Annotated in this window: 15 protein-coding genes; 6 read left to right on the top strand and 9 right to left on the bottom strand. The window is 43.7% G+C overall.

What is annotated here, in order from left to right; translation table 11 throughout:
* Window positions 1-152 precede the first annotated feature (152 nt).
* On the bottom strand, window positions 153-4,991 hold the full coding sequence (locus AABK40_RS16150; RefSeq protein ID WP_338398142.1) for a malectin domain-containing carbohydrate-binding protein: 4,839 nt from the start codon (window positions 4,989-4,991) through the stop codon (window positions 153-155).
* 594 nt (window positions 4,992-5,585) lie between these two features.
* On the opposite strand from AABK40_RS16150, the gene AABK40_RS16145 reads away from it, so the two are divergent.
* The 3 genes from AABK40_RS16145 to AABK40_RS16135 are packed head-to-tail and all read left to right on the top strand — an operon-like array spanning window position 5,586 to window position 8,869.
* Entirely contained in the window at window positions 5,586-6,794 is a 1,209-nt protein-coding gene (locus AABK40_RS16145) for a hypothetical protein (protein ID WP_338398141.1), read from the top strand.
* Between the two features lie 12 nt (window positions 6,795-6,806).
* Entirely contained in the window at window positions 6,807-7,271 is a 465-nt protein-coding gene (locus AABK40_RS16140) for a hypothetical protein (protein ID WP_338398140.1), read from the top strand.
* Window positions 7,271-8,869 carry a GAF domain-containing protein gene (locus AABK40_RS16135; RefSeq protein WP_332921580.1) on the top strand — a complete coding sequence of 533 codons (1,599 nt, stop codon included), beginning with the start codon at window positions 7,271-7,273 and terminating at the stop codon, window positions 8,867-8,869. The genes AABK40_RS16140 and AABK40_RS16135 overlap by 1 nt, the downstream gene beginning before the upstream one ends.
* A gap of 216 nt (window positions 8,870-9,085) precedes the next feature.
* On the opposite strand, the gene AABK40_RS16130 is transcribed toward AABK40_RS16135, so the two are convergent.
* A complete protein-coding gene (locus AABK40_RS16130) occupies window positions 9,086-9,274 on the bottom strand; it encodes a hypothetical protein (protein ID WP_332921581.1) in 189 nt (62 codons plus the stop codon).
* Between the two features lie 269 nt (window positions 9,275-9,543).
* On the opposite strand from AABK40_RS16130, the gene AABK40_RS16125 reads away from it, so the two are divergent.
* Together AABK40_RS16125 and AABK40_RS16120 are read left to right on the top strand one after the other, a co-directional pair.
* A complete protein-coding gene (locus tag AABK40_RS16125) occupies window positions 9,544-10,491 on the top strand; it encodes an AraC family transcriptional regulator (protein ID WP_332921582.1) in 948 nt (315 codons plus the stop codon).
* On the top strand, window positions 10,460-10,948 hold the full coding sequence (locus AABK40_RS16120) for a cupin domain-containing protein (protein ID WP_338398139.1): 489 nt from the start codon (window positions 10,460-10,462) through the stop codon (window positions 10,946-10,948). Before AABK40_RS16125 ends, AABK40_RS16120 begins: the two co-directional genes overlap by 32 nt.
* Before the next feature lie 157 nt (window positions 10,949-11,105).
* Here the strand turns inward: AABK40_RS16120 and AABK40_RS16115 are convergent, their stop codons facing one another.
* Both AABK40_RS16115 and AABK40_RS16110 read right to left on the bottom strand, forming a co-directional pair.
* Entirely contained in the window at window positions 11,106-11,279 is a 174-nt protein-coding gene (locus tag AABK40_RS16115) for a histone H1 (protein WP_332921584.1), read from the bottom strand.
* Between the two features lie 121 nt (window positions 11,280-11,400).
* Window positions 11,401-11,910, bottom strand: coding sequence for a DinB family protein (locus AABK40_RS16110; RefSeq protein ID WP_338398138.1), 510 nt, complete (start codon window positions 11,908-11,910; stop codon window positions 11,401-11,403).
* Between the two features lie 141 nt (window positions 11,911-12,051).
* Here AABK40_RS16110 and AABK40_RS16105 point away from each other — a divergent pair, with 141 nt between their 5' ends.
* The gene (locus AABK40_RS16105; RefSeq protein WP_338398137.1) at window positions 12,052-12,576 is read left to right on the top strand and encodes a DUF4251 domain-containing protein; all 525 of its coding nucleotides are present in this window, start codon (window positions 12,052-12,054) and stop codon (window positions 12,574-12,576) included.
* A 34-nt stretch (window positions 12,577-12,610) separates the two neighbouring features.
* On the opposite strand, the gene AABK40_RS16100 is transcribed toward AABK40_RS16105, so the two are convergent.
* From AABK40_RS16100 to AABK40_RS16080, 5 genes are all read right to left on the bottom strand, one after another.
* Window positions 12,611-13,411 carry an SdiA-regulated domain-containing protein gene (locus AABK40_RS16100; RefSeq protein WP_338398136.1) on the bottom strand — a complete coding sequence of 267 codons (801 nt, stop codon included), beginning with the start codon at window positions 13,409-13,411 and terminating at the stop codon, window positions 12,611-12,613.
* Between the two features lie 57 nt (window positions 13,412-13,468).
* Complete coding sequence (locus AABK40_RS16095) at window positions 13,469-13,678, bottom strand: hypothetical protein (protein WP_332921588.1); 210 nt, start codon at window positions 13,676-13,678, stop codon at window positions 13,469-13,471.
* Window positions 13,679-13,905: 227 nt separating this feature from the next.
* Entirely contained in the window at window positions 13,906-14,319 is a 414-nt protein-coding gene (locus tag AABK40_RS16090; protein WP_338398135.1) for a GNAT family N-acetyltransferase, read from the bottom strand.
* A gap of 1 nt (window position 14,320) precedes the next feature.
* A complete protein-coding gene (locus AABK40_RS16085; RefSeq protein WP_338398134.1) occupies window positions 14,321-17,827 on the bottom strand; it encodes an SNF2-related protein in 3,507 nt (1,168 codons plus the stop codon).
* Between the two features lie 65 nt (window positions 17,828-17,892).
* The gene (locus AABK40_RS16080; RefSeq protein WP_332921591.1) at window positions 17,893-19,953 is read right to left on the bottom strand and encodes a replication initiation protein; all 2,061 of its coding nucleotides are present in this window, start codon (window positions 19,951-19,953) and stop codon (window positions 17,893-17,895) included.
* Window positions 19,954-20,648 lie beyond the last annotated feature (695 nt).

Here is a 20,648-nt window from a genome sequence, read left to right as displayed (position 1 = left end):
CATTTGATTCCCGCTCAACCCTTCTCCTGCATTTTTCAGCGCCCTGTTTTAAAACGAGCTTTGTCAATAGCACGATGCTGAACAAGGGCATTTTTTGAGGAAACAAAAACACCTCCCAAAGGGGAGGTGATTTTAGACGAGATTGAGAAATATTATCTTATTATAAATTTGCGGCTGTAATGTTGCCCATTACTGAACCAGTAGACGATATACACGCCTGAATTCAGTCGGTTGAGCTCATATTGCTGTCCTTCCGCAGAAGGGAAGGCGATCAGTTGCTGACCAGAAGTATTGACAATTTTTGCCGTTCCGGCTTTGAAAAACTGAAGCTTTTCAGCAAAACCCTGAGTGTTTGAAATCACCTGTAATGGTGGTTGATTCAGCGCCTCTTCTTCGGCAAATGTTCGTAGATTTTGCGCTCCTGCAATCACCTCAATACCGTTGATCAGCGGGTTCTCTGTCACATGCTCAAGCTTAATATTGAGGTTGCCATCATTAACATTAACCACAGCGACTTTCTTGCCTCCTTTTTGGTGCCCGAAAGAGGTGATCAGGTCTAAATCATTGACCACGGTAACTCCTTCAGCCTCGATATCAAAAATTCTGTCGCCAGCATTTTTCGTTCCGCCGTAGGCATTCCCAAGATAGAAGACCACCGTATAAGTGCCATTCTGCACTGGGAAGTTGTAGGTAATTTCATTGCCTCCGGCAGCATCCCATCGCTCATGTTTGAAAATAGCCGCAGGTACTCTGTTGGCATCCACCGAAGGGTGTAAACTGCTAATATTACCAAAATAGGTGCTGTTACTGCCGCTGCTGTTCATGAAAGTGTAAGGTGCGCCTTTGGTATCAGCTGCCCAGTTCGGTCCGCCGTCAATGGCGTTCACGGCAGGTCCACCAGCATTCACCCGATAGAGGATATTTGATCCGCCACCGTTATTGGTTCCTTCATCCACTTGACCGTTACAGTTATTGTCCAGTCCGTCGAAAATCTCAGGAGCATTAGGGTAAATCGAGTTGTCGCCATCGTCGCAGTCACCGCCATTGATGGAGTAACCTGCAGGTGTTGTGCTTGACTGAATGGTGTTATCATCTGTACCAAACCCATCACCGTCAGCATCCAGATAATAAGTGCTGGTTGTTTGCTGCCCGTCATCGTCGCCAAGGATTTCAATACCGCAGATCAGCGGGTTCTCCACCTCGTGACCGAAAGCAATCTTGATATTTCCGTTGGTAACATTGACCGTATAGCTGACCGCTCCCCCGTTTCCAAATCCGAAAGCTGGGATCAGGTCAAAGTTATTCGAAACCACCTGACCGTTAATGATGATGTCAAAAACACGTTCACCGGGGTCATTTGTTCCTGAGTATTTTGTACCCATATAAAGATTGACCACATAGCTGCCGTTGCTCACTGGGAAGGTATATTCCATTGGTGCACCTCCTGCCATATCCCAACGCTCATTGGTAAAGATTGAAGTCGGCACCTTCGCGCTATTGACAGAGCTGTGCAGGCTGGTAATTTTCCCAGCGTATACGCCATTGCTTCCCGCAGAAGACAGGTAAGCGCTTGGGTTGGCTTTGGTATCGGCAAACCAGCTGATGCCGCCATCTTTTGCTGCTACTGTTGGCCCACCAGCATTCACACGGTAAATTGCGCCTGTAGCGGTTAGTCCTTCATCGATCTGCCCATTACAATTATTGTCGATGCCGTCAGCAACTTCAGTAGCCAAAGGATTAACATTTTTATTGGTGTCATCACAGTCATCGCTGTTGGCCACATATCCTTGTGGTGCTAAAGCGGCCGATTGACTGACCGAAGGGTTTCCGTAACCATCCTGATCGCTGTCCTGATAATAGGTATTTTCAGTAACCGTTCCTGCGCCCAGTACCTCGATACCGTTCACGAGTGGATTTTCCTGATTATGGATAAATTCAAGATCAAGAGCGCCGTCACTGACGTTGATGGTCAGCAATTTCACGCCTCCTTTTTTATGTCCGAAAGAAGCCACTGGGTCAAAGTTACTGATCACCGTATTGCCTTCCGCTTTCACGGAGTACACGCGGTCGCCAACATTATCCGTTCCCGAATAATTATTGCCCAGGTATAAGGCCACCTGATATTCTCCATTGCTGACAGGAAAGCTATATTTCATTGCTGAACCACCTGCGGCATCCCATCGCTCGGTATTGAAAATCCCTGCTGGTACTTTGGAGGCATCCACACTGCTGTGCAATGATGTTCCTGAGAAACTTGCGGTGCTGTTAGAGCCTGCGTTGGACAGGTAAGTGCTTTTTGCCGTTTTCGTATCAGCAGACCAGGCTTTTCCACCATCAATGGCATTGATCTGCCCACCACCTGCATTCACACGGTATAACACATTGCCCTCAGGTGCTGGCGGAGGAGTCCCATCCAGATAAGTCGCGTTCAGGAAGTCGAAAGTAGCTGGGAACTCTTGCCCAGAGCCAAAACTCGTCCCGATAAAACCAATCGCTACGGGCTTGGCCGAAGACTGTAAAGCTGTTTTGAGGTTTCCTACGGCAGTATAAGTGGTCAGGATGTTTTCTGCCTCATTGTCAAATTTATATTTTACAACAATCTTGGCCGTGGCAGGATCCACCTCAAACATAAAGTCCATATTGGAATTCCCCTTGCCTGAAGCATAAAATTGCTGGAATGCTATTTGGCCATTGTTCTCGACCAAGACCTGAAATCCTCCCGCTTTTTTCACCAGCTTCAGGTAGTTGTCCTGATCTCCAGTACCAATAAAAATCCCTTGTGATTCTGAATTTTTGTGGTCAAATAACGGTTCAATTGCGCTGGCATGTACCAAGAATTTAGGCGTGGAAGCAGTTACTTTCAAACCATACTGATAGGCTTTTTCCTGATTGTTATATACTGCATCGCCAGTGGTCTGATACATGGTTGTAGCGCCAATTGCCCCTCCAAGAATATCATCAATATCTGAATTGCTGGCATTGGGTTTGTCTTGCCAGTTCAGGTAATCATCATTGGGGTCGTTGTTGGTCATCAGGCCAGTAAGCCCGAGCCCTAGAAAACCACCGAGTTGCTGATTTCCCGAGAATAATTCATTGGTAACGGGAAGATCAAAAGGCTGCCCCATTTGGAAGGGATCCTGAAAATCTGGAATACCATCATTATCATCATCAGGGTCATTTAAGTCAGAGATTTTATCTCCGTCGAAATCAAGTGGAGTCGATGCTCCAGAGCAGTAATCCTTACCGTTGTCAATCTCATCCTGGTTTGTGAAACCATCTTTATCGTAATCGGCATTCGGGTTGAAGCTGGCATCATTCTGCGCCACACATTCGTCGTTGTTGTTGGTTCCACCATAATCTGACGGCTCCAAAATAACGATCGATGAACCAAAAGTAGCGACCCATATTGTACCCGGGAATTTTTCATTATCCGACAGACATTCGATGCCCAAAGGATAACCGTCCACACTATATTTGTTGGACTCCACCTTATTCACAGAACCATTTGCATTCAGGGTGATTTCGTGTAATGTTCCGCCCTGGTTACGTCCTGCCAATAATTTCCCTTTCATTTTACCGCCAAAATTGGACGCTGTATATTCTTCAACAGGATTCGTGTTGTTTTCCAGTATCGTCACAGCACCATCGTCTGTCGGGTTTTTGTAGTCCCCTTCAATAGGATTCGCCATATTGGCAGGTACAGGAGGCCAGTCAAAAGGAAGTGTTGTGTTCTTCTTGCTCAGTCCTTCCCATTTGTTTCGGAAAACACCACCTGCTACGCCGTTATTTCCACCATTTTCTGAATCGTGGGTGTAGAGCCCTGCGCCCGTCGGGTTGGCCCGTACCGGACAAGGGTGTCCTCCATAAAACGTTCCGGGCACATAATTCTGCAATGTTTTTCCACTGCCGACACCCGTAATCAAATGCAGGTGATCTTTATTATTCACAAAACCTGGTTGCGAAGGCTGAAATTCGTTGGTCGCATTTCCCTGCGGACCTTCATTTTTCGGGTAACCGCCCCAGCCACCGTTGGCGCCATTATCTGTGGCATACAATCGTCCTGATTCCGTAAGTACCAGATCAAAAGTATTACGAAAACCTGGTGCAAAAACCTGCACAGGGCCACCTGCTACTACTTTGGCCTGATTCAGTCCATCGTTTCCACCAAAAGGGTCACCGACATCAATCCCATTATACCCTGGTGCTGTCGGACTGTTAATCCCATTGGCATTGTTTCTTGTCGGGTCATCGAGTGTAGGAATATCATAAATATACTGATTATTGCCGCTGCCTTTAATCGGCATCGCATTAATCTGATTTAAATCTACGGACAAAATCGCTGCTGCAAGTGCATATTCAGTGATATAGGCAAAATTCGGAGAAGGCGCCCCTGCATTGGTATTTCCGCCGGAACAGACCAGCAAATAAGGTTTGCCATTCATATTCACCACCTCAAGGTTGTTGGTAGAGTGGTTTTCCTCTGAACGGGGCAAGCCTCGTACAATGTCCACTTTGTTCCAACTTCCATTACCATTTTTCGTCAGGCGGCTAATAATGCCGGAGTTGGTGTCCAAATTAACATCGCCGGCATTTCCTGCCCCAAAGCGAATATCAGAAGACGTTACATATACTTCCGGATTGGCGGCGGACCCACTCACGGTGATGCCCGTTACCAAACGCGCCGACGACCCAATACTGGTACCGTCATCGTTATGGTTGGTAATGCTCTGTACCGAGTTAATAACCTGCTCATTGGTTACCGTATAACTGTTCGTTCCATTGCGGTTAATGGTCAGTACTTTGATCTTTCCGGAAACTTCAGCAACATACAGTTTACCGTCGGGCCCAAACTTAAGGCTTGTAGGACTGCTGATGTTGAGGTTCTTTAGATTTGATTTATTAAAAGAAACATTTTGTGCCCAGGCACTTGTGGTCAAAAGAAGCAAATAGACTATCGCCCACAGCTTCTTGGTTAGTAAGTTTTTTCTCATCGTCGTCTTGGTATTAGTTTTCTCAAGATGATAACAGCAGAAAATCCATGTAAGTTTTTTATTTATTTGTAAACTATTCCTTTACCCACAAAAAGCAGGAATAGCCCATGAAACAGCCCTAAAGACGGATAAATGAATTTCAGCCCCAATGAACAAACCCATTTCAGGAAGAAATAAAGACCAAAGGTCAAGCGAGATCATGTAAGATATGATGCGAAAAATAAATGTCATATTCGGAATCAGTAATGCTTATCAGTATTGAAATATTACTATTTTGATGAGCGTTCAGCCTTATACCCCCTATTTATAGACTTCGCCTCTTTTTACTTAAATGTAAGGTCGGACAGACACTCTCCAAGTTTGAGCCCGATAAAAAAGCTCAAAACAGCCACTATCCCCATTTTTAACAACACCAATGGTACAGGCTTGCGTGTACTTTAATTTTGCCCCGATACAAATTTCAGGCAGTAATTCATCTATGCTCCCTAAAAAGTACCCGACAAAAAAGTAACCCCTACTTCGTCCAGTTTTTCTGACAGACATCAGTCGTATATACTGTTGAACATTTTTCGCCTATCCTAAACGTTATCCTATATGAACAAAACTTTTACTTTCCCCTTGCTTTTAGCCCTGATTTGGCTCGCTGACTATCAACCACTGAGCGCCCAGTCTTCGTCCAGCTATAATATTCGCTATTTTGCACATACTGGCGGGACTTACAGCAACAATATCCAGCAGGGCAATCATGATACCGACGTCAAGTTTGATCAGGCAGTCTTTACCATCATGAGTACCGCATCGTTTGGTGAAAAACTGACCTTCCTGGGCGAATTCACCTTGGAGAACTCCTTTAATGCTACTGAAAAGGAACTGGAGTTTAAGCCTAACCTGCACCGCTTGTTCATGAAATACAATTTCAGTGATTACCTTGCTGTGATGGTCGGGAAATCGACCCTGCCGGTCGGTTACTGGAATAATAATTTTTATCGTGGTGGGGAAATTACCCAACCGACCATCGGCCGACCATCCTTTTTGCAGGAAAATTCCTATACGCACATCACCGACTACACTGTTATGCTCGAAGGTGGGGGAATTTCACGGTTCAATATGGGGTACTCAGCTTATGCTTTCACCGGCCGGGCGAGTCAGTACCTTAATACTTTAAAAGGTGTTGGTTTTGGTCTTGATTTGCATGCTGAGCCTATCGAGAGTCTGAGAATTGGCTACTCCTATAAGCATGATCCTATTCCCGCCGACCCTTTACATGCGCAAGCCCTGAGCACACTCGGAGAGAACGGCATGGTGCTCGCCATCATCGACCCCGCCAGTACGGGCCTCGGAATTACCACCAACAGAGAAGGAATTTATCGGGCGATTTTTCAGAATCATGACATTAAAACCAGTGCTTTCTCTGTGGTATATATGGATGGGATGCTCCCATTGGAACTGATCACAGAGTATCATATGTCGAACTGGGAGGCCAACGACCCTGACCACCCGGTAAAGCAGGGTGTTATTCAGGATGATTTTTTCCTCTATGCAGGATATCACATCAAAAAACTGACCCCATATCTGACCTACTCTTATGAGCAATTTATTGTCGACTACCCTACCACAAGGCTTGTCAATGAGTACGTCAATGCCTATGGTGTCGGGATGCGATATAGCTTCACCCCTAATGCCATTGTGAAACTCGAGTACAAATACAGCGCAGACTACCAGGCGCCGTTTTCGGGGAATCAGCCCGTTCCAAGTTCCAATTTCAACCATTGGGCAGGATTTCAGATTGCAGTCGGATTTTAATCAACGCACACCATGAAGAATACATTATATCTCTCTTTTATAGTGGCCCTGTTCGCATCAGTCGCCCTATTGTCGCCCGCCCAGCCTGCTTATGCCCAGACGCAGGTGGCCGTCATTGTCAATCCCAATAATCCCGTCACGAGCCTCGATGCCGGAAAGGTCCGCTTGTTCTGGCTACGGCGCATCAAGAAACGATGGCCCAATAACAATAAGTTTATCCGCCCTGCGGACTACAACTTTGAATGCCCGGAACAGCAGGAGTTTTACAGTAAAATACTGAAGATGAATTCCGATAAAGTGGAGAAGTACTTTATGACCCGCCAGTATCAGAATGCTGAAAAACCACAAGACAAATTCGGCAGTGCTAAGGAAGTCATCGATTTTGTGAGTAAAAATGAGGGGGCGATAGGTTTTGTTGCTGTGAAGGATATTCAGGATGCAAAAAAAGTAAAAGTGGTCTTTAAAATGAATCAATAATGAAAACCAAAAAATATTTTGGTATCAGCTCCCAAATCCAGTACAGCTATCTATTTATCATGATCACTGTATTTGGTGCCGGGGCTTTCGCCATTTTCCTCATTCACCGTAACAACCAACTCGACAAGCAGATTGTGGAAGTGAATTTTCCGCTTCAGGAACAGCTCGTACAATATCAGGCACTTGTCGATAACTCTTTTGACCTGACCAACAACTGGATTTTCAATCCGAATTTGGCGGCAAAAAAGCGGCTCCGATTCATTCTTGATAAAGAGGTGGACGACAATAAAAACAACATCAATAATATTGCCCTCAAGCTGCCCTCGCTGCGGGAGCCTGTGATGAGCACCTTTGCCCGAGTGGACAGCCTTTTCTGGCTGGAAAAGAAGATCGTCAGCTTACTGCAAACCGAAGACGATTATATTGATGACATGAAGGTGGAAGAAGCCATCACGCTTTATGAAACAGACCTCACCGAGAAAAAAGACAATGTCGATGCCCTGCTCATAAAGTTTATTGAAGACCGTAAAGTCGAGCTTCGTGCTGCTCAGGAGGAAAAGGCCAATGCCAATAGCGTGATTTTTTTCGTGCTGCTGACCACCTTTCTGCTGACCGCCGTGGTGAGTGTGATTGCTTCGGTATATACCAAAAGGCAGGTCGTGAAACCGATCATCAACCTCAAGCGCACCCTTTACGCACTTGCGCAGGGAGAAATTGTAACGGTGGAAAGTCGAAAAAACCGGGATGAGATCCATGAAATGATCGAGGCCATGCAGAGCCTTACCGCCGGGCTGGAGAAGAAAATAAACTTTGCTTATGAAATAGGAAAGGGGAATTATCACCAGGAATTTGAACAACTCAGTGAAAAAGACTCCATGGGAATTGCCCTGATTAAAATGCGCGACAGCCTGAAGCAAAACGATGAAGAAAGCAGCAAACGCACCTGGGCGGCCACCGGACAGGCAGAAATCGCCGAAGTATTACGCAACCAGGGCAGGTCACTCGAAGAGCTTTATGATCAGGTGATCAGCTTTATTTGTAAATACACGGAATCCAATCAGGGGGCTATATTTTTACTGGAGGAAGATCACCAAACACAAGAACAGTACCTCGACATGATCTCCTGCTATGCCTACGACCGTAAAAAGCACCTGCATCAACGCATAGAAATTGGCGATGGCCTGGTGGGACAGTGCTTTCTGGAATCAAAGATCATCTTCCTGACCGATGTGCCCGAAAGCTATATGAAAATCACCTCTGGCCTTGGGGAAGCATCACCAACCTGTGTGTTGATCTCCCCACTGATTATTAACGACCAGATTTTTGGTGTTCTTGAGCTGGCAAGTTTCAATGTTTACAAGGAGCATCAGAAAGCTTTCATCGAGAAAGTTTCCGAAACGATCGCTTCGAGTATTTTTAACATCAAAGGAAATATAAAAACCCAGAGCCTGCTCGAAGATTCGAGAATACAAGCCACCCAGCTTAAAGAAAAAGAAGAAGAGCTGCAACAAAACCTTGAAGAACTCAGGGCTACCCAGGAACAGCTCGAACGGGAAAAAATGGAATTACTGAAAAATCAGACCCCACAACAATCATAGTAATTCTATCTGTCAATTGAATAATGGCTGTTTTTTGTCTACAAATTCCTTTTTATCACCATTAAGGCTGACCATGATGGGTTCTTGAATGAACCCAACAACTAAGCCTAAAACTCTTTAGAATCAAGGGAATAGTGGTCTGAAATTTACCGACAAGACAGACAATCATTGACTCATCATTCGAAATGTTAGGGCCTCCAATTTTGGAGGCTTTTTTTAATTACTGAAACGTACCAATCCAAAATGTTGCTTGCCAGTGGCTTCATCCAAAACCGACTTAATATAACATCTTGTATTTTTTTTAATCATCTCTGCTGCGGCAACAATCGCTGCCTGCTCTACACCTGTGGCTTGTAAGGTTACTCGCTCTGGCGAGTTCCAAAACTCAATTACATACGTTTTCATTTACAATTTTGCTATGGCTAAAAAAAGCCTTCATCTTAAAAAAAAGGTATCAAATTTACTTTGTTTTTTTTCGTGTGATCCATTTCGATCATACAATATGTAAAATTTAATATAGAAATTAGGCTAATATTGAATAAAAAGCAACAAAAACACAGAAAATTAACAATTATGTAATACTCTTTTTCCACAAACGTTTTCATTACATCAAACTTACCTCCCAATGAATACCAGATAATTTTGTAATTTAGCAATTCACAAAATTAGATCAGATGAATACGGGAACGCAGATACCTGAAGGAAAACGAAAAATCAACCTTGCCCGAGATCTTTTTGATGCGCTGCGTTCGGCTCCACTGACCAGAGATTTGTTCCTGACAGATTTAGGTTATTACCCACGAGCTGATTACCATTTTTGCCAGCGGGCCAAAGGGGTCAATGAGTATGTTGTGCTGTATTGTAACAATGGCACTGGGTGGGTAGAATATGAGCAACAGCAGTACCAAATGAGTATCAATGATTTCTGTATTTTACCTGCGGGGCAGCCACATGCTTATGGTGCTAATCCGAAAGATCCGTGGTCGGTGTATTGGATTCACTTTTCTGGCGCATTGGCCGACGACTGGTATGGGCAATATAAAAAAGAAGACTTCTTTATTATCAATACCCACTTTGAGCGTAAAGAGCAACGCAATGCGATGTTTGAGGAGATTTACAAAATCCTGCGGATGGGAGATAGCTGGGAGAGTTTGATCTACGTCAATCAGGTGTTTAAAAATTACCTTTCGAGCTTTATTTGGACGCATCAGTTCCGCGGGACAAAATATGCCAAAAGCCACGATGTGGTCCATCAGGCGATCAGTATTTTAAAATCTGGTATCAGTGATAACATCACGCTTGAAGAGTTGGCACACAAAAACAATTTGTCGGTCCCCTATTTCAGTAAACTTTTCCGAACCAGAACAGGCTTTGCCCCTGTGGACTATTATATCCGTCTGAAAATGCAGAAGGCCTGTGACCTGTTATCATTTTCAGACATGACTATCAAGCAGGTCGCCGCACATATTGGGTATAATGACCCGTATTATTTTTCAAGAATTTTCAAAAAAACCATCGGAACCTCGCCGTCAGCCTACCGAAAAGAGCAGCTGATAGAGCAAATGGGGCACCCAGAAACTGAATCCTACCATGAACAGCAAAACCCTGATCGAACAACTTGAGCTGGCTCCGCACCCTGAAGGGGGCTATTACAAAGAAATTTTCAGGTCTGATATACCTATCAGCAATGGGCTGGGGCAAAAGAAAGTGGCTTCAACGGCCATTTATTATTTACTCGAAAGTACCGACTTTTCCACCTTCCACAGGATCACTTCCGACGAAGGCTGGCATTTCTATCAGGGCAATAGCTGCCTGATTGTTCATGAAATTCAGGAAGACGGCACTTATATTGCCCACCGCCTCAGCAATGACCTTGAACGAGGTCAATTTTTTTCAATGATTAATGCAGGCTCGTGGTTTGCCGCCAATTTGGAAGAGCAGGAATCTGGGAATTTTGCCCTGGTGGGCTGCACTGTGGCTCCTGGATTTGAATTTGAAGATTTCGAAATAGCCGACGCCCGTACTCTTTCCAAGAAATATCCACAACATCAGGCACTGATTCAGCAATTGAGCCGTTAGGGTTGAAACTAAAATTTACCCCGATATGGAAGCAGTATCACGGATTGAAAACAAAAAATATACAAGAGATAAGGCGATGAAAGCCTGAGCGTTTTCTAAAAATAATATAATAAAAAAAGCCACATTATTAAATGTGGCTTTTTCAGTTGTCTTTTAACTATCCTTTAGATTTGTCAAGAACATCTTTTCTCAAATCCTGAGCAAGGTTCTTAATTTCCATCATGCGCTTACGAGTACGTGTACCCGCAGCCTTGTTGTTCTTCTCGTAGAAGTCTTGAGCATCTTTCTCGCCTTCAGCGATGATCTCTTTAATCTTATTGTAAATATCCATATCCTTAAAAGTTTACACTTAATAATCATAAATCTTACTCAATAATCAAAGTGTAAAAACCTATTATTCGCGCTAAAAGCTGATTTTTTTATCAAAAAACCGATAAAAATCGGCTTTCAGATCACCAACCCACATATTTAGGAGGCTGATGCCCCAACATACGCAACATTAAACTGATTCGCCCCCGATGATGCGTAACATGGTTGCGCATCAATAAAAAGACCCCTAAGCGATGCATTTGTACCTCCTCCTTAAAGAAAGGAACCGCTTGCTGCATCTGCTCATCGCTGTATTTCTCCGCAAGACTCCCCACATAATCAAAAGCATAAATTAACGCCTCACGAAGCTCCTGTTTACTTTTCGGTGGGTTATTTCTCAAATAATCAGTGAGTTCATTGGCTTTCTCCCCTGTCACGTAATATTGTAAAAATCCAAAATTATTCATCAGGTGATTAAATTCTTCCCTGAGGCTCATCACTTCAGCCGTCGGTCGGTAGTCGAGTTCATCTTTCGCCAAGGAATCCAACATCGCTAAAGTGTACGCTTTGCTGCGTTGCCACTGCCCTGAAAAATCTTCACTGTAATATTGTGCCTGCCCCTGAATACCACAACATAGTACAAGGCACAGCATGAAAAAGGTTGATTTGAGATGACGCATTATTTAATTTAAAATGGTTGGTTGAATTATCGAACCTAAAAAAAATATCCCAAAAGCCTGCGGAAACAGGCATAAATATCCACTTCTTAATTATAGACACCAAAAATTATTCAAATGAAGAAAGTCATCTTAATTTCAGGAATGTTACTCTTTATGATTGGTAATTTAATGGCTCAAGCACCTGTGAGCAAAAAAGAAAAGCGCAAGCTTGAAGCTCAACAGCAGCAAATGAAAGTGAAAGAACTCCTCGAGCAAAAAGCCTTTACCTTTAAGGTGGATCAGGTGAATCCACAACGAGGCGGGCGCGTGCTCAATGTAAACACTGATGGCTATACCATGGAAATTGATCAACAGCAGGTCAAGGCCTATTTGCCCTATTTTGGGCGTGCTTTCAGTGCAGATTATGGGAGTAGTGAAGGAGGCGTGAAGTTTGATCAGCCCATGACCGATGAGGAAATTAGTTATGACCAGAAAAAAAACCGCACCACTTACAGCTTCACGATCAAAGATAAAAATGAAAAATACGACTGTAAAATGACGGTCTTCGATAACGGAAATGCGACTTTAAATATCAGCTTTCTGCGCAAAGACCCGATCAGTTATCAAGGGAAAATAGACAACACAACAATCGACAAATAACCCAATCAACCTAACCTCGCGGTAGCATTTTATGCTACCGTTTTTTTATGCTGAAACGGTACAGGCGACCATGCTTCTTCTTCCCTGCCTCTGATCCTATCAGCAAATGCCCCTGATGGTCGAAGGTGATCGCCTCAGCCTGTGGCAATAATTTCTTGGGATAACTCCACACGGTCGTTATTTCACCATCAGGAGAAAAAACCATCACCTCATGGCTTCTATGGGAAAGGACATAAAACATCCCCGAGGTGGGGTGCACAGCAATGCCCGAAAAGCCGATCGACTTCCAGTGATCTTTGTTGGTATTTTTAAGATATGCTGATTTAGACAGGCTGATGACCGCTTTGGGCGGCAGAAAAAAATCCCGTGGATCTAATCGCCAAATGATCTTGTTATTTGCTTCGGCACCATAAAGGCCGCTATTTTCTTTGGGGCAAACATACAGATAACGGCCATCGCTTGTAATGCCTTCCAGGTCATTGTCGGCATCAAAAGGCAGGCGATAGGAACGCTCCTGTTTGCTGGTGGCGTTCACCTCGAACAGGTGGCCATCACTTTGCAACACATAGAAATGACCTGAAAGGAAAGTAATCCCTTCAAAATCCCCCTTTTTCTTGAACTTCAGCTCATCCACCACCTCTCCCGTGTCAGGATCAAAGAAATAAATCACCCCTTTTTCATCTTGTACCATGGCTATTTGGCCGTTGGGAAGAATCGTCATTCCTGAAAACTCCTTCAGGGATTTGGGGAGTTTCCACTCATTTAAAGGCGCCTCAAAAGCGATATCATCAGTCATCATTGCCACAGAAAAAAACAAACATAAAATTCGCAACATCCACATATGAATACAAGCAGATCGTCACGACAATGTTTATTGTGGTGGGCAAATTAACTATTGCTTAATGACAAAAGATTGCTGCCCAATCCATTCAATGGCCAGCTCGTCTTGCTGCAAAAATTCTTGTAAGTCCGCTTTATCCTGCGCAGAGAAATCCTGTCCTTTTACATGCCAGGTGATCCCGAAATCCGACGTCAGCTCATAGCCTTTTTTCTCCAAAAAAGATTTCACCTTTGCCTCCTCGAGTGGGGCCTTCGTTTTCATAAAGAACTTTAACATCTCACACTTATCTTTTTGCCTAAATCACCATTCGTTAAATTGGAATGGCCTGCACCAAAGGTAATCAATCCCTGTACCAATCTCCAAAAGGAATAAGGCGGGAGTATAATATTGCTCGTTCAGGGGCGATGAAATCACTCGTGTTTGATAGTCCGATAAAATACTAAAGCACCACGCAATGCCGTCACAGATCACCCCAGTGGCAACCGTGGTCAGGTTTTTAACTCCATGATCACATAAGAAATGCCGTGCCTCACAAATTGTTGGTCGGTACAGCTGAGTCCGAAACGTTCGTAAAAAGCCCGTTTTTCCAAGCGGGCATTACACCACACTTTCCGAATGCCGAGCGTTCGCATTTCCGCCAAGCCATATTGCAGCATTTCAGTTCCAATTCCCTGCCCCTGCACTTTTTCTTTGACAGCGAATTTTCGGAATTGCGCCTCTTCCCCATCAATGAACCACGAGAGTACGCCCAGCAGTTCATTATTCAGAAAATAACCGTGATGAATCGCCTCCTCATCACCTTCAATGGCCACAAAAGATAATTCTTCCTGCGGATACATCACCTCCTGACGGATTCGCCAGCATAACACGGGATGAATTTGTTCTATTTTTCGTCGCTCCATATTACTCCTCTTTCAAGCTAAATATTTGTTTTAATTCCTCATCGGGCAAATTTCCTATCCATTCTCCCCCCGCCTGTACAACCTCATCAGCAAGCACTTTTTTCTTCTGAATCAACTGATTGATCTGTTCCTCAAAAGTACCTTTACTGATCAGTCGGTGAACCATCACATTCTTCTGTTGCCCAATTCGATAGGCACGGTCTGTCGCCTGTGCCTCTACCGCAGGATTCCACCAAAGGTCATAATGTACGACATGTGTTGCTTGCACCAGGTTCAGGCCTGTACCTGCAGCTTTCAGCGACAAAATAAAAAATTGCTTCGAAGCCGAAGTCTGGAATTGGGTCACCATTTCATCCCTTTCCTTTCGGCTACAACCACCATGCAGAAACATCGCTTCACTTTCCATAAACTGATAAATCCATCGACGCAATAATTCCCCCATCTGTCGATATTGGGTGAAAATGAGCACTTTTTCTCCCGTAGGCTGAATTTTTTCCAGCAACTCCATCAGGGCCGTAGCTTTGCCCGACAGCCACGGTGCTTGTTCACCACTTGCCAAATATTGAAAAGGATGATTGCAAACCTGCTTAAGGGTGGTGATGAGCTGCAAAATGATCGAAGAACGCTTCTTCTGCTCTGTAGCCTCCATTTTAAACATCGCCTGTTCCATTACCGACTGATATAAAGCAGATTGCTCAGGCGCCAATGAACAGAAATGGTTTTGCTCAATCTTTTCGGGCAGATCAGCAATAATCGACCGATCGGATTTCAATCGACGCATCAGGAAAGGACGACAAATGTTGTGAAAGTCAGACAAACGTTGCAAATCCTGATCTTCAATCGGTTTGACAAATTTTCGCTGAAATTCTGAAGCTGAGCCCAAAATTGATGGATTGACAAAATCCATGATACTCCAATATTCCATCAGTCGATTCTCCACAGGCGTACCACTCAAAGCAACCTTAATCACTGAAGGTAAAGACTTTATCAACTGACTTTGCTTGGTGTCTGCATTCTTGATATGTTGTGCCTCATCAATAATCATCACCTCCCAACTGATTTTTTTCAACTGATCAAAACTCGTCCGTACCTTACCATAGGTGGTAATAAGTACGTCAAACGTTGGTGATAATGAATTCATCTGCCCATGATAAACGTTTGTCGTGATATCTGGGGTGAATTTGTTAATCTCTGCCTGCCAGTTGGTTAGCAGACTTGTCGGTACAACGACAATGGCCGGTTTATTATACGACAATCGTTGCTCTTCTTTCAGCTTCAACAAAAATGCCAACGTTTGTAGTGTTTTACCGAGGCCCATATCATCAGCAAGAATAGCCCCCATACCAATCGATGCATTTCGCATAAGCCACTCAAAACCTACAAGCTGGTAGGGGCGGAGGGTGGCCTTTAATCCTTTTGGCGGCAACACTTGTCGTACTTTATTAAATAACGACAAACGTTGTGAAGCATCCTGCGCCATAAATACAGGTGCCGATTCATACTTTTGGGTATAAATCGCCTGAAAAAGTTCATGGGAAGGTAATTTTTGATGCTCATCCTGAAGGCGAGCCATCAGTTTTGCGACATCTGTTGCTATAAGATGAACATACTGATCTTTTATTTTTACGACCCCTTCAATGTCCTCGAGATAGTTTTCAAATTCTTCAGCACTCACCTGCTGATCACCGATCGCCACTTGCCACTCATATTTGAATAACGATTTAATATCGAGCTGTCCTTTCTGCTGCTTTCCATCCTCTTCTCCATCTTCCGCTTTTGCCGTAATCTTAAAACTGAGCTTGGGTTGTACCAATTTACGCAAGCGTTTATCCAGTCGAACATCAATTCCGATCGCTTCAAGTTGAGGAAACAGAAAAACCAACACATTACTCAATTCCTGCTGATTAAAGCTTAATACCTCCTGATCGACCGTCATGAGGGTTTTCATGACCGGAAAATGTGCCCACAGTGGTTCTATCCGCTGAAATAATTTCTGTTGTACACTATTTGGTGCACTCAACAGGAATGCCCGTATAGATTGCTCGCTTCCGAGAGGAGCATCGGAATCACGCGCCAATAATCTAAGGACAAAATGTCCTTCAATCTCCGACTCCTCCATTTGCAAGACGATTATCGTTTCAAAATCATGCTGCTGAAGAGGTGCCAGCCACTGCTCAATATTTGATGCCAAAGCCATCTCTCGCTGATCATTCAAAGAAAAACAGTGGTCGCTATACAGCGCTTTGGCCATTACGCTCGCATTGGCAGAATGCCCAAGGGTGGCCGTCAGCTGGCGCATACGGTCGGTCAGGATACACTGCGCCACAAGCAACGTTTGTTGTTTTGAACTTAAGGCCGAAATACCAACATTTGTCTTAATAAAGGCAATTGGACACGGAAGAGCTGCGGTTAGGTCATCCAACACTTGTCGTATAACAGGGTCGTAGGTCGCTGGAAACCACTGCAAACACCATTGCTCGCTGTTAGCGACCACCTTTGGCTGCAACATTTGTCGTGTTAAAAGCAAATCACAAAAGCGCAACATTTGTCGCTTCCATTTCCATATTTCGGAAATCCCCCTAAACTGTGCTTCGTCATAATCAACCAACAACTGAATCAACAAAGCGATCGGCGCGGTCGAATTTACGGGCTGAAACTCCCCATTGGTTTCCAGAAGTACAGAGGATAACACACCCAAATCATTAAAAATCAAAGAGATCTGATCCGATTTGCTGAAAATTCCCCGAAAATCACGAACGGAATCACAAAGTTCATCCTCAAAGAAAGAAGTTCGCTTTTTAAGCTTAGCCAACCCTTTAAGCAGTAATAATTTATCGTCAGTGGTGCTGTTAGTCGCACGATTTTTTAAAAACGACAAACGTTTGTCGTTAAAAAAAGGAAGGTTACTAAAATCCACCAAATTACCATGCCCCGCAATCACGGCATCTCCTTTAAGTCGCTCCTGCAACCACGAAAAGAAAGGTGCGACAAACGTTTGTCGTGCTAAAGTATCTGATTGATCAACGTTTGTCGTTATAACCAACGATTGTAGTTGAAAAAACAGGAGCGCATCCTGATCAATCTCCTTGGCCAAATGGTAAAACAACGCACTGACATGTCGGCAGGGGCGTGCACTTTGTTCACAGCTGCACTGCATTCTGATATCAGCAAAATGTGTTGGAATAGCCAACTGAATATTCTCACGGATAAAGGGTTTGATGTCCGCAGGAATAATGTTGTTTTGAAGCTGCAACAATCGGTAGCTGTCTGCAGAAAAATACGCCTGCATTTTCTCCTGATCAGAGGACGACATCGATGGAAACTGAAGGGCTACTTTAAAGGACTGATTGAAATGTCCACCAACCTTCGCGTAGACCGTTCCCTCCTTAATCATCCAATCCAGAACAGCCCCTTTTTCAGCCCATTCCCGTCCGCCAGCCAATCGGTTTCGGTCATCAATTCCTTCCAAATTTTTTATCCACCACTCGCCCCAGGTCATCATTTTCATTCAAAATTTAGGTAAAAAAAAGCCCCATAAACAGGGGCTTTCATTTTATAAATATAGCAATAAATTTACATTCTTCTGAATTGCTCACGGCTGATTTGGTGTTTCCGCTCCGCATACGCAGGCGCACCATTTTCAGCAAAATCCTTATCTTCCTCCGTTAAGAAGAAACGACGAACCAAGAAACGTCCGTACCATTTCAGGGTGTTGTCACTGAATTTTTCAAAAGGCAAATTCGACAGGTCACCAACATCTTTACGCTCAAGACTCGGCGCGTCCGTATCCAAATAATGGGTATAATCACCAATTTTGGCAGGCCCAAAGAACATCAAATACTTGTTTCTCAGCGTATCCCAAAGCTCCTGAAATTCAAGAGAAATCTGGGCTTTAAGCTCTCGGTTAGCCGATTTTTGATCATCTTCAGCCTTACGACGCAAATTGTTATTCCAATAACTTTGCTCGTTGGCCTGCTGAGGATTTTGACCGCTTGCCTTTTGCGGCATAGCCACTGGCTTACCTGCATCCTTATCAGGAACAGGCAAAGGAGCTTTGGCAATTTCCTTCAACTCATTGTCCAGACAAGTTTGTAAATATTGCACTGAAGGACGACTGGCAAAACTTCCCATACGCTGAGCGACTGCCTCCATTTGTTCATGGGTTAACAGCTCCTCATAACCAAGGATCAATTCTTCCAGACGATTGAAAACATCTGCAAATTGCGACTTGGTACGCGGACGAAAATTACTCGCCTTATAAATAGAAGCCGTGGCAGGTTTGGCATTAAAAGCATCCTCTTTCACCTGATTCATTTCAAGTGCTTTCAGTAGGAAACTCACCTTGTCGCGTGCTCTTGAATTCAGTGCAGCTGGCAGGAAACTCTTGATCGCTTCCATGCCATATCGCTTAATGGCATCGATCAGTTGAGAAGTCCATTTTCCAAGTTGTTTTTTGTTAGAGCCCAGCAAATTCAACTCGCGCAACACCAAATTCACCTCGGCAGGGGAGTACTCATCATAAGCAGACGGCTGGATAACCTGCGCCTCCTGAATCACTTCGCCCGTGGCTGAAGCGACAGGATCAAGGACCAACTGACTCGCCTGATGCCTGATGCGGAAAACCACCGATTGCACTTTGTTTCCACGCCCACTGCGCATCAAATCATACTCAATTTCAATATTGGTATTATTGACAATATCCTTAATGGCAGGATCAAGGGAACGTTTTTTAAAATCATTGAATCGAGGGTAATCGTCGATGGTTAATCGGCAAGGATAAGCATCTTCAGGAACACGTTTACCGATTTTATTTTTTGAAATATCACCTGTAACACGCTCATAATCAAGCTCCGATTTAAGGTCCACCTCAAAAGCCACTCCGACTTTTTTCTTCAGTTGCTCAATATCCATTTCCACCTCAATCCAGTCGCCAGTATTGAAAGACGATTCCGATTGCGAAATAAAACTCCTGAACAGCGTGTAATAGAACACGGAATAAGTCTGTTTCAGACGAAAAATGGTTTCATACTTATACTTGATGACTTTCTCATCTTTATTGAAGCCATAAAATGTACGCAAAAAGGCGCCAGAAAAGTGGATCTTTACCTCTTCAATATTCACAGGCATTTCCTGCCCATCCACCTCTACAAGATCAAATTTTACGGGTTCAATCTCAGTGATGGCATTAATGAATCGGGGCGTCATTTTTTGCTCTTCATGGCTATATTCCCACCGCTGAATTTTCGCCTGATACAAGTCAAAAATGGCCTGATCATAACGCTGTTTCTGCGTTTTGAAGCTGTCATATTCATTCAGGAAGTCCTTGCGCTTTAGCCGCACGGTGTACGCACGTTGCCAGATTTCCCGATTAATGAGCATGTGCTTGGCATCTTCAGAAGGCACCATATCAAGCTGGTCACGAATACGCTCAAAATGCTTGAAAATTTCATCCTGCGCTTCTGTAACGGCAAAATAGATGATCTGTATGGCTTTGTTACGCAACACCAAACTATCACCACGCTTATTGCGCTTATTATCCCCCATCAATCCGCCACTTTTCTCGATCTCACCGACGGAATGCGTAATTTCCCTCGAAAAAATATCAAGTGTGCCTTGCGTACCCTTTATTGACATAGACTTATTTTTGACTCATCTTTCGTTATTCTTCTCCAAAGATAATCACCTTTAGCACTTTACACAACATTCATTGATGGGAATTGATTTTGAAACGTTTGTCGTAATATAATTGAAAGACAAATGTTGCCTTTTTAGCTCCTAAAGCGATAAACGTTTGTCGTTTTAATAAAAATACTGCTGAAAATAGACCTTCATTATTTACTACGACAAACATTTGTCGTTCAAAACAGGAAACAAAGCAAGGCACACTCATAACAACAAACGTTTGTCGTTATAACCGATTCCGAAAATCCATACCACTACAAACGTTGCTGGAAACTGTGGCAACATTTGTAGTAAAATACCATATGAAGACAATCGTTGCAGTATCACGACAAACGTTTGTGGTATAATCAAGGATTTGCTTATCATTTAAACTTCACTACAAGTATTTTAAAGAAAAATAGAGGAAACATTTGTCGTAATACTGAAATACTACCGCAATATTTGTAGTATAAACAGCATTCACTAACAATATTTGTCTTACAGAAAAACAGGACCTTTTCCACGACAAACGTTTGTCGTTTTAATAAATAGTAGAAAATCAATGATTTAGCGACAATCATACGAAATCAGCACAGTAATGTAGCCGTCAGCTATTCACGGCGTAAATATAACACTACAAATGTTGCAGCGTGAAAAAAAATTTAATC

This window comes from Persicobacter psychrovividus, from assembly GCF_036492425.1.
Classification (GTDB): domain Bacteria; phylum Bacteroidota; class Bacteroidia; order Cytophagales; family Cyclobacteriaceae; genus Persicobacter; species Persicobacter psychrovividus.
This window is presented reverse-complemented; position numbering and strand designations above follow the sequence as displayed.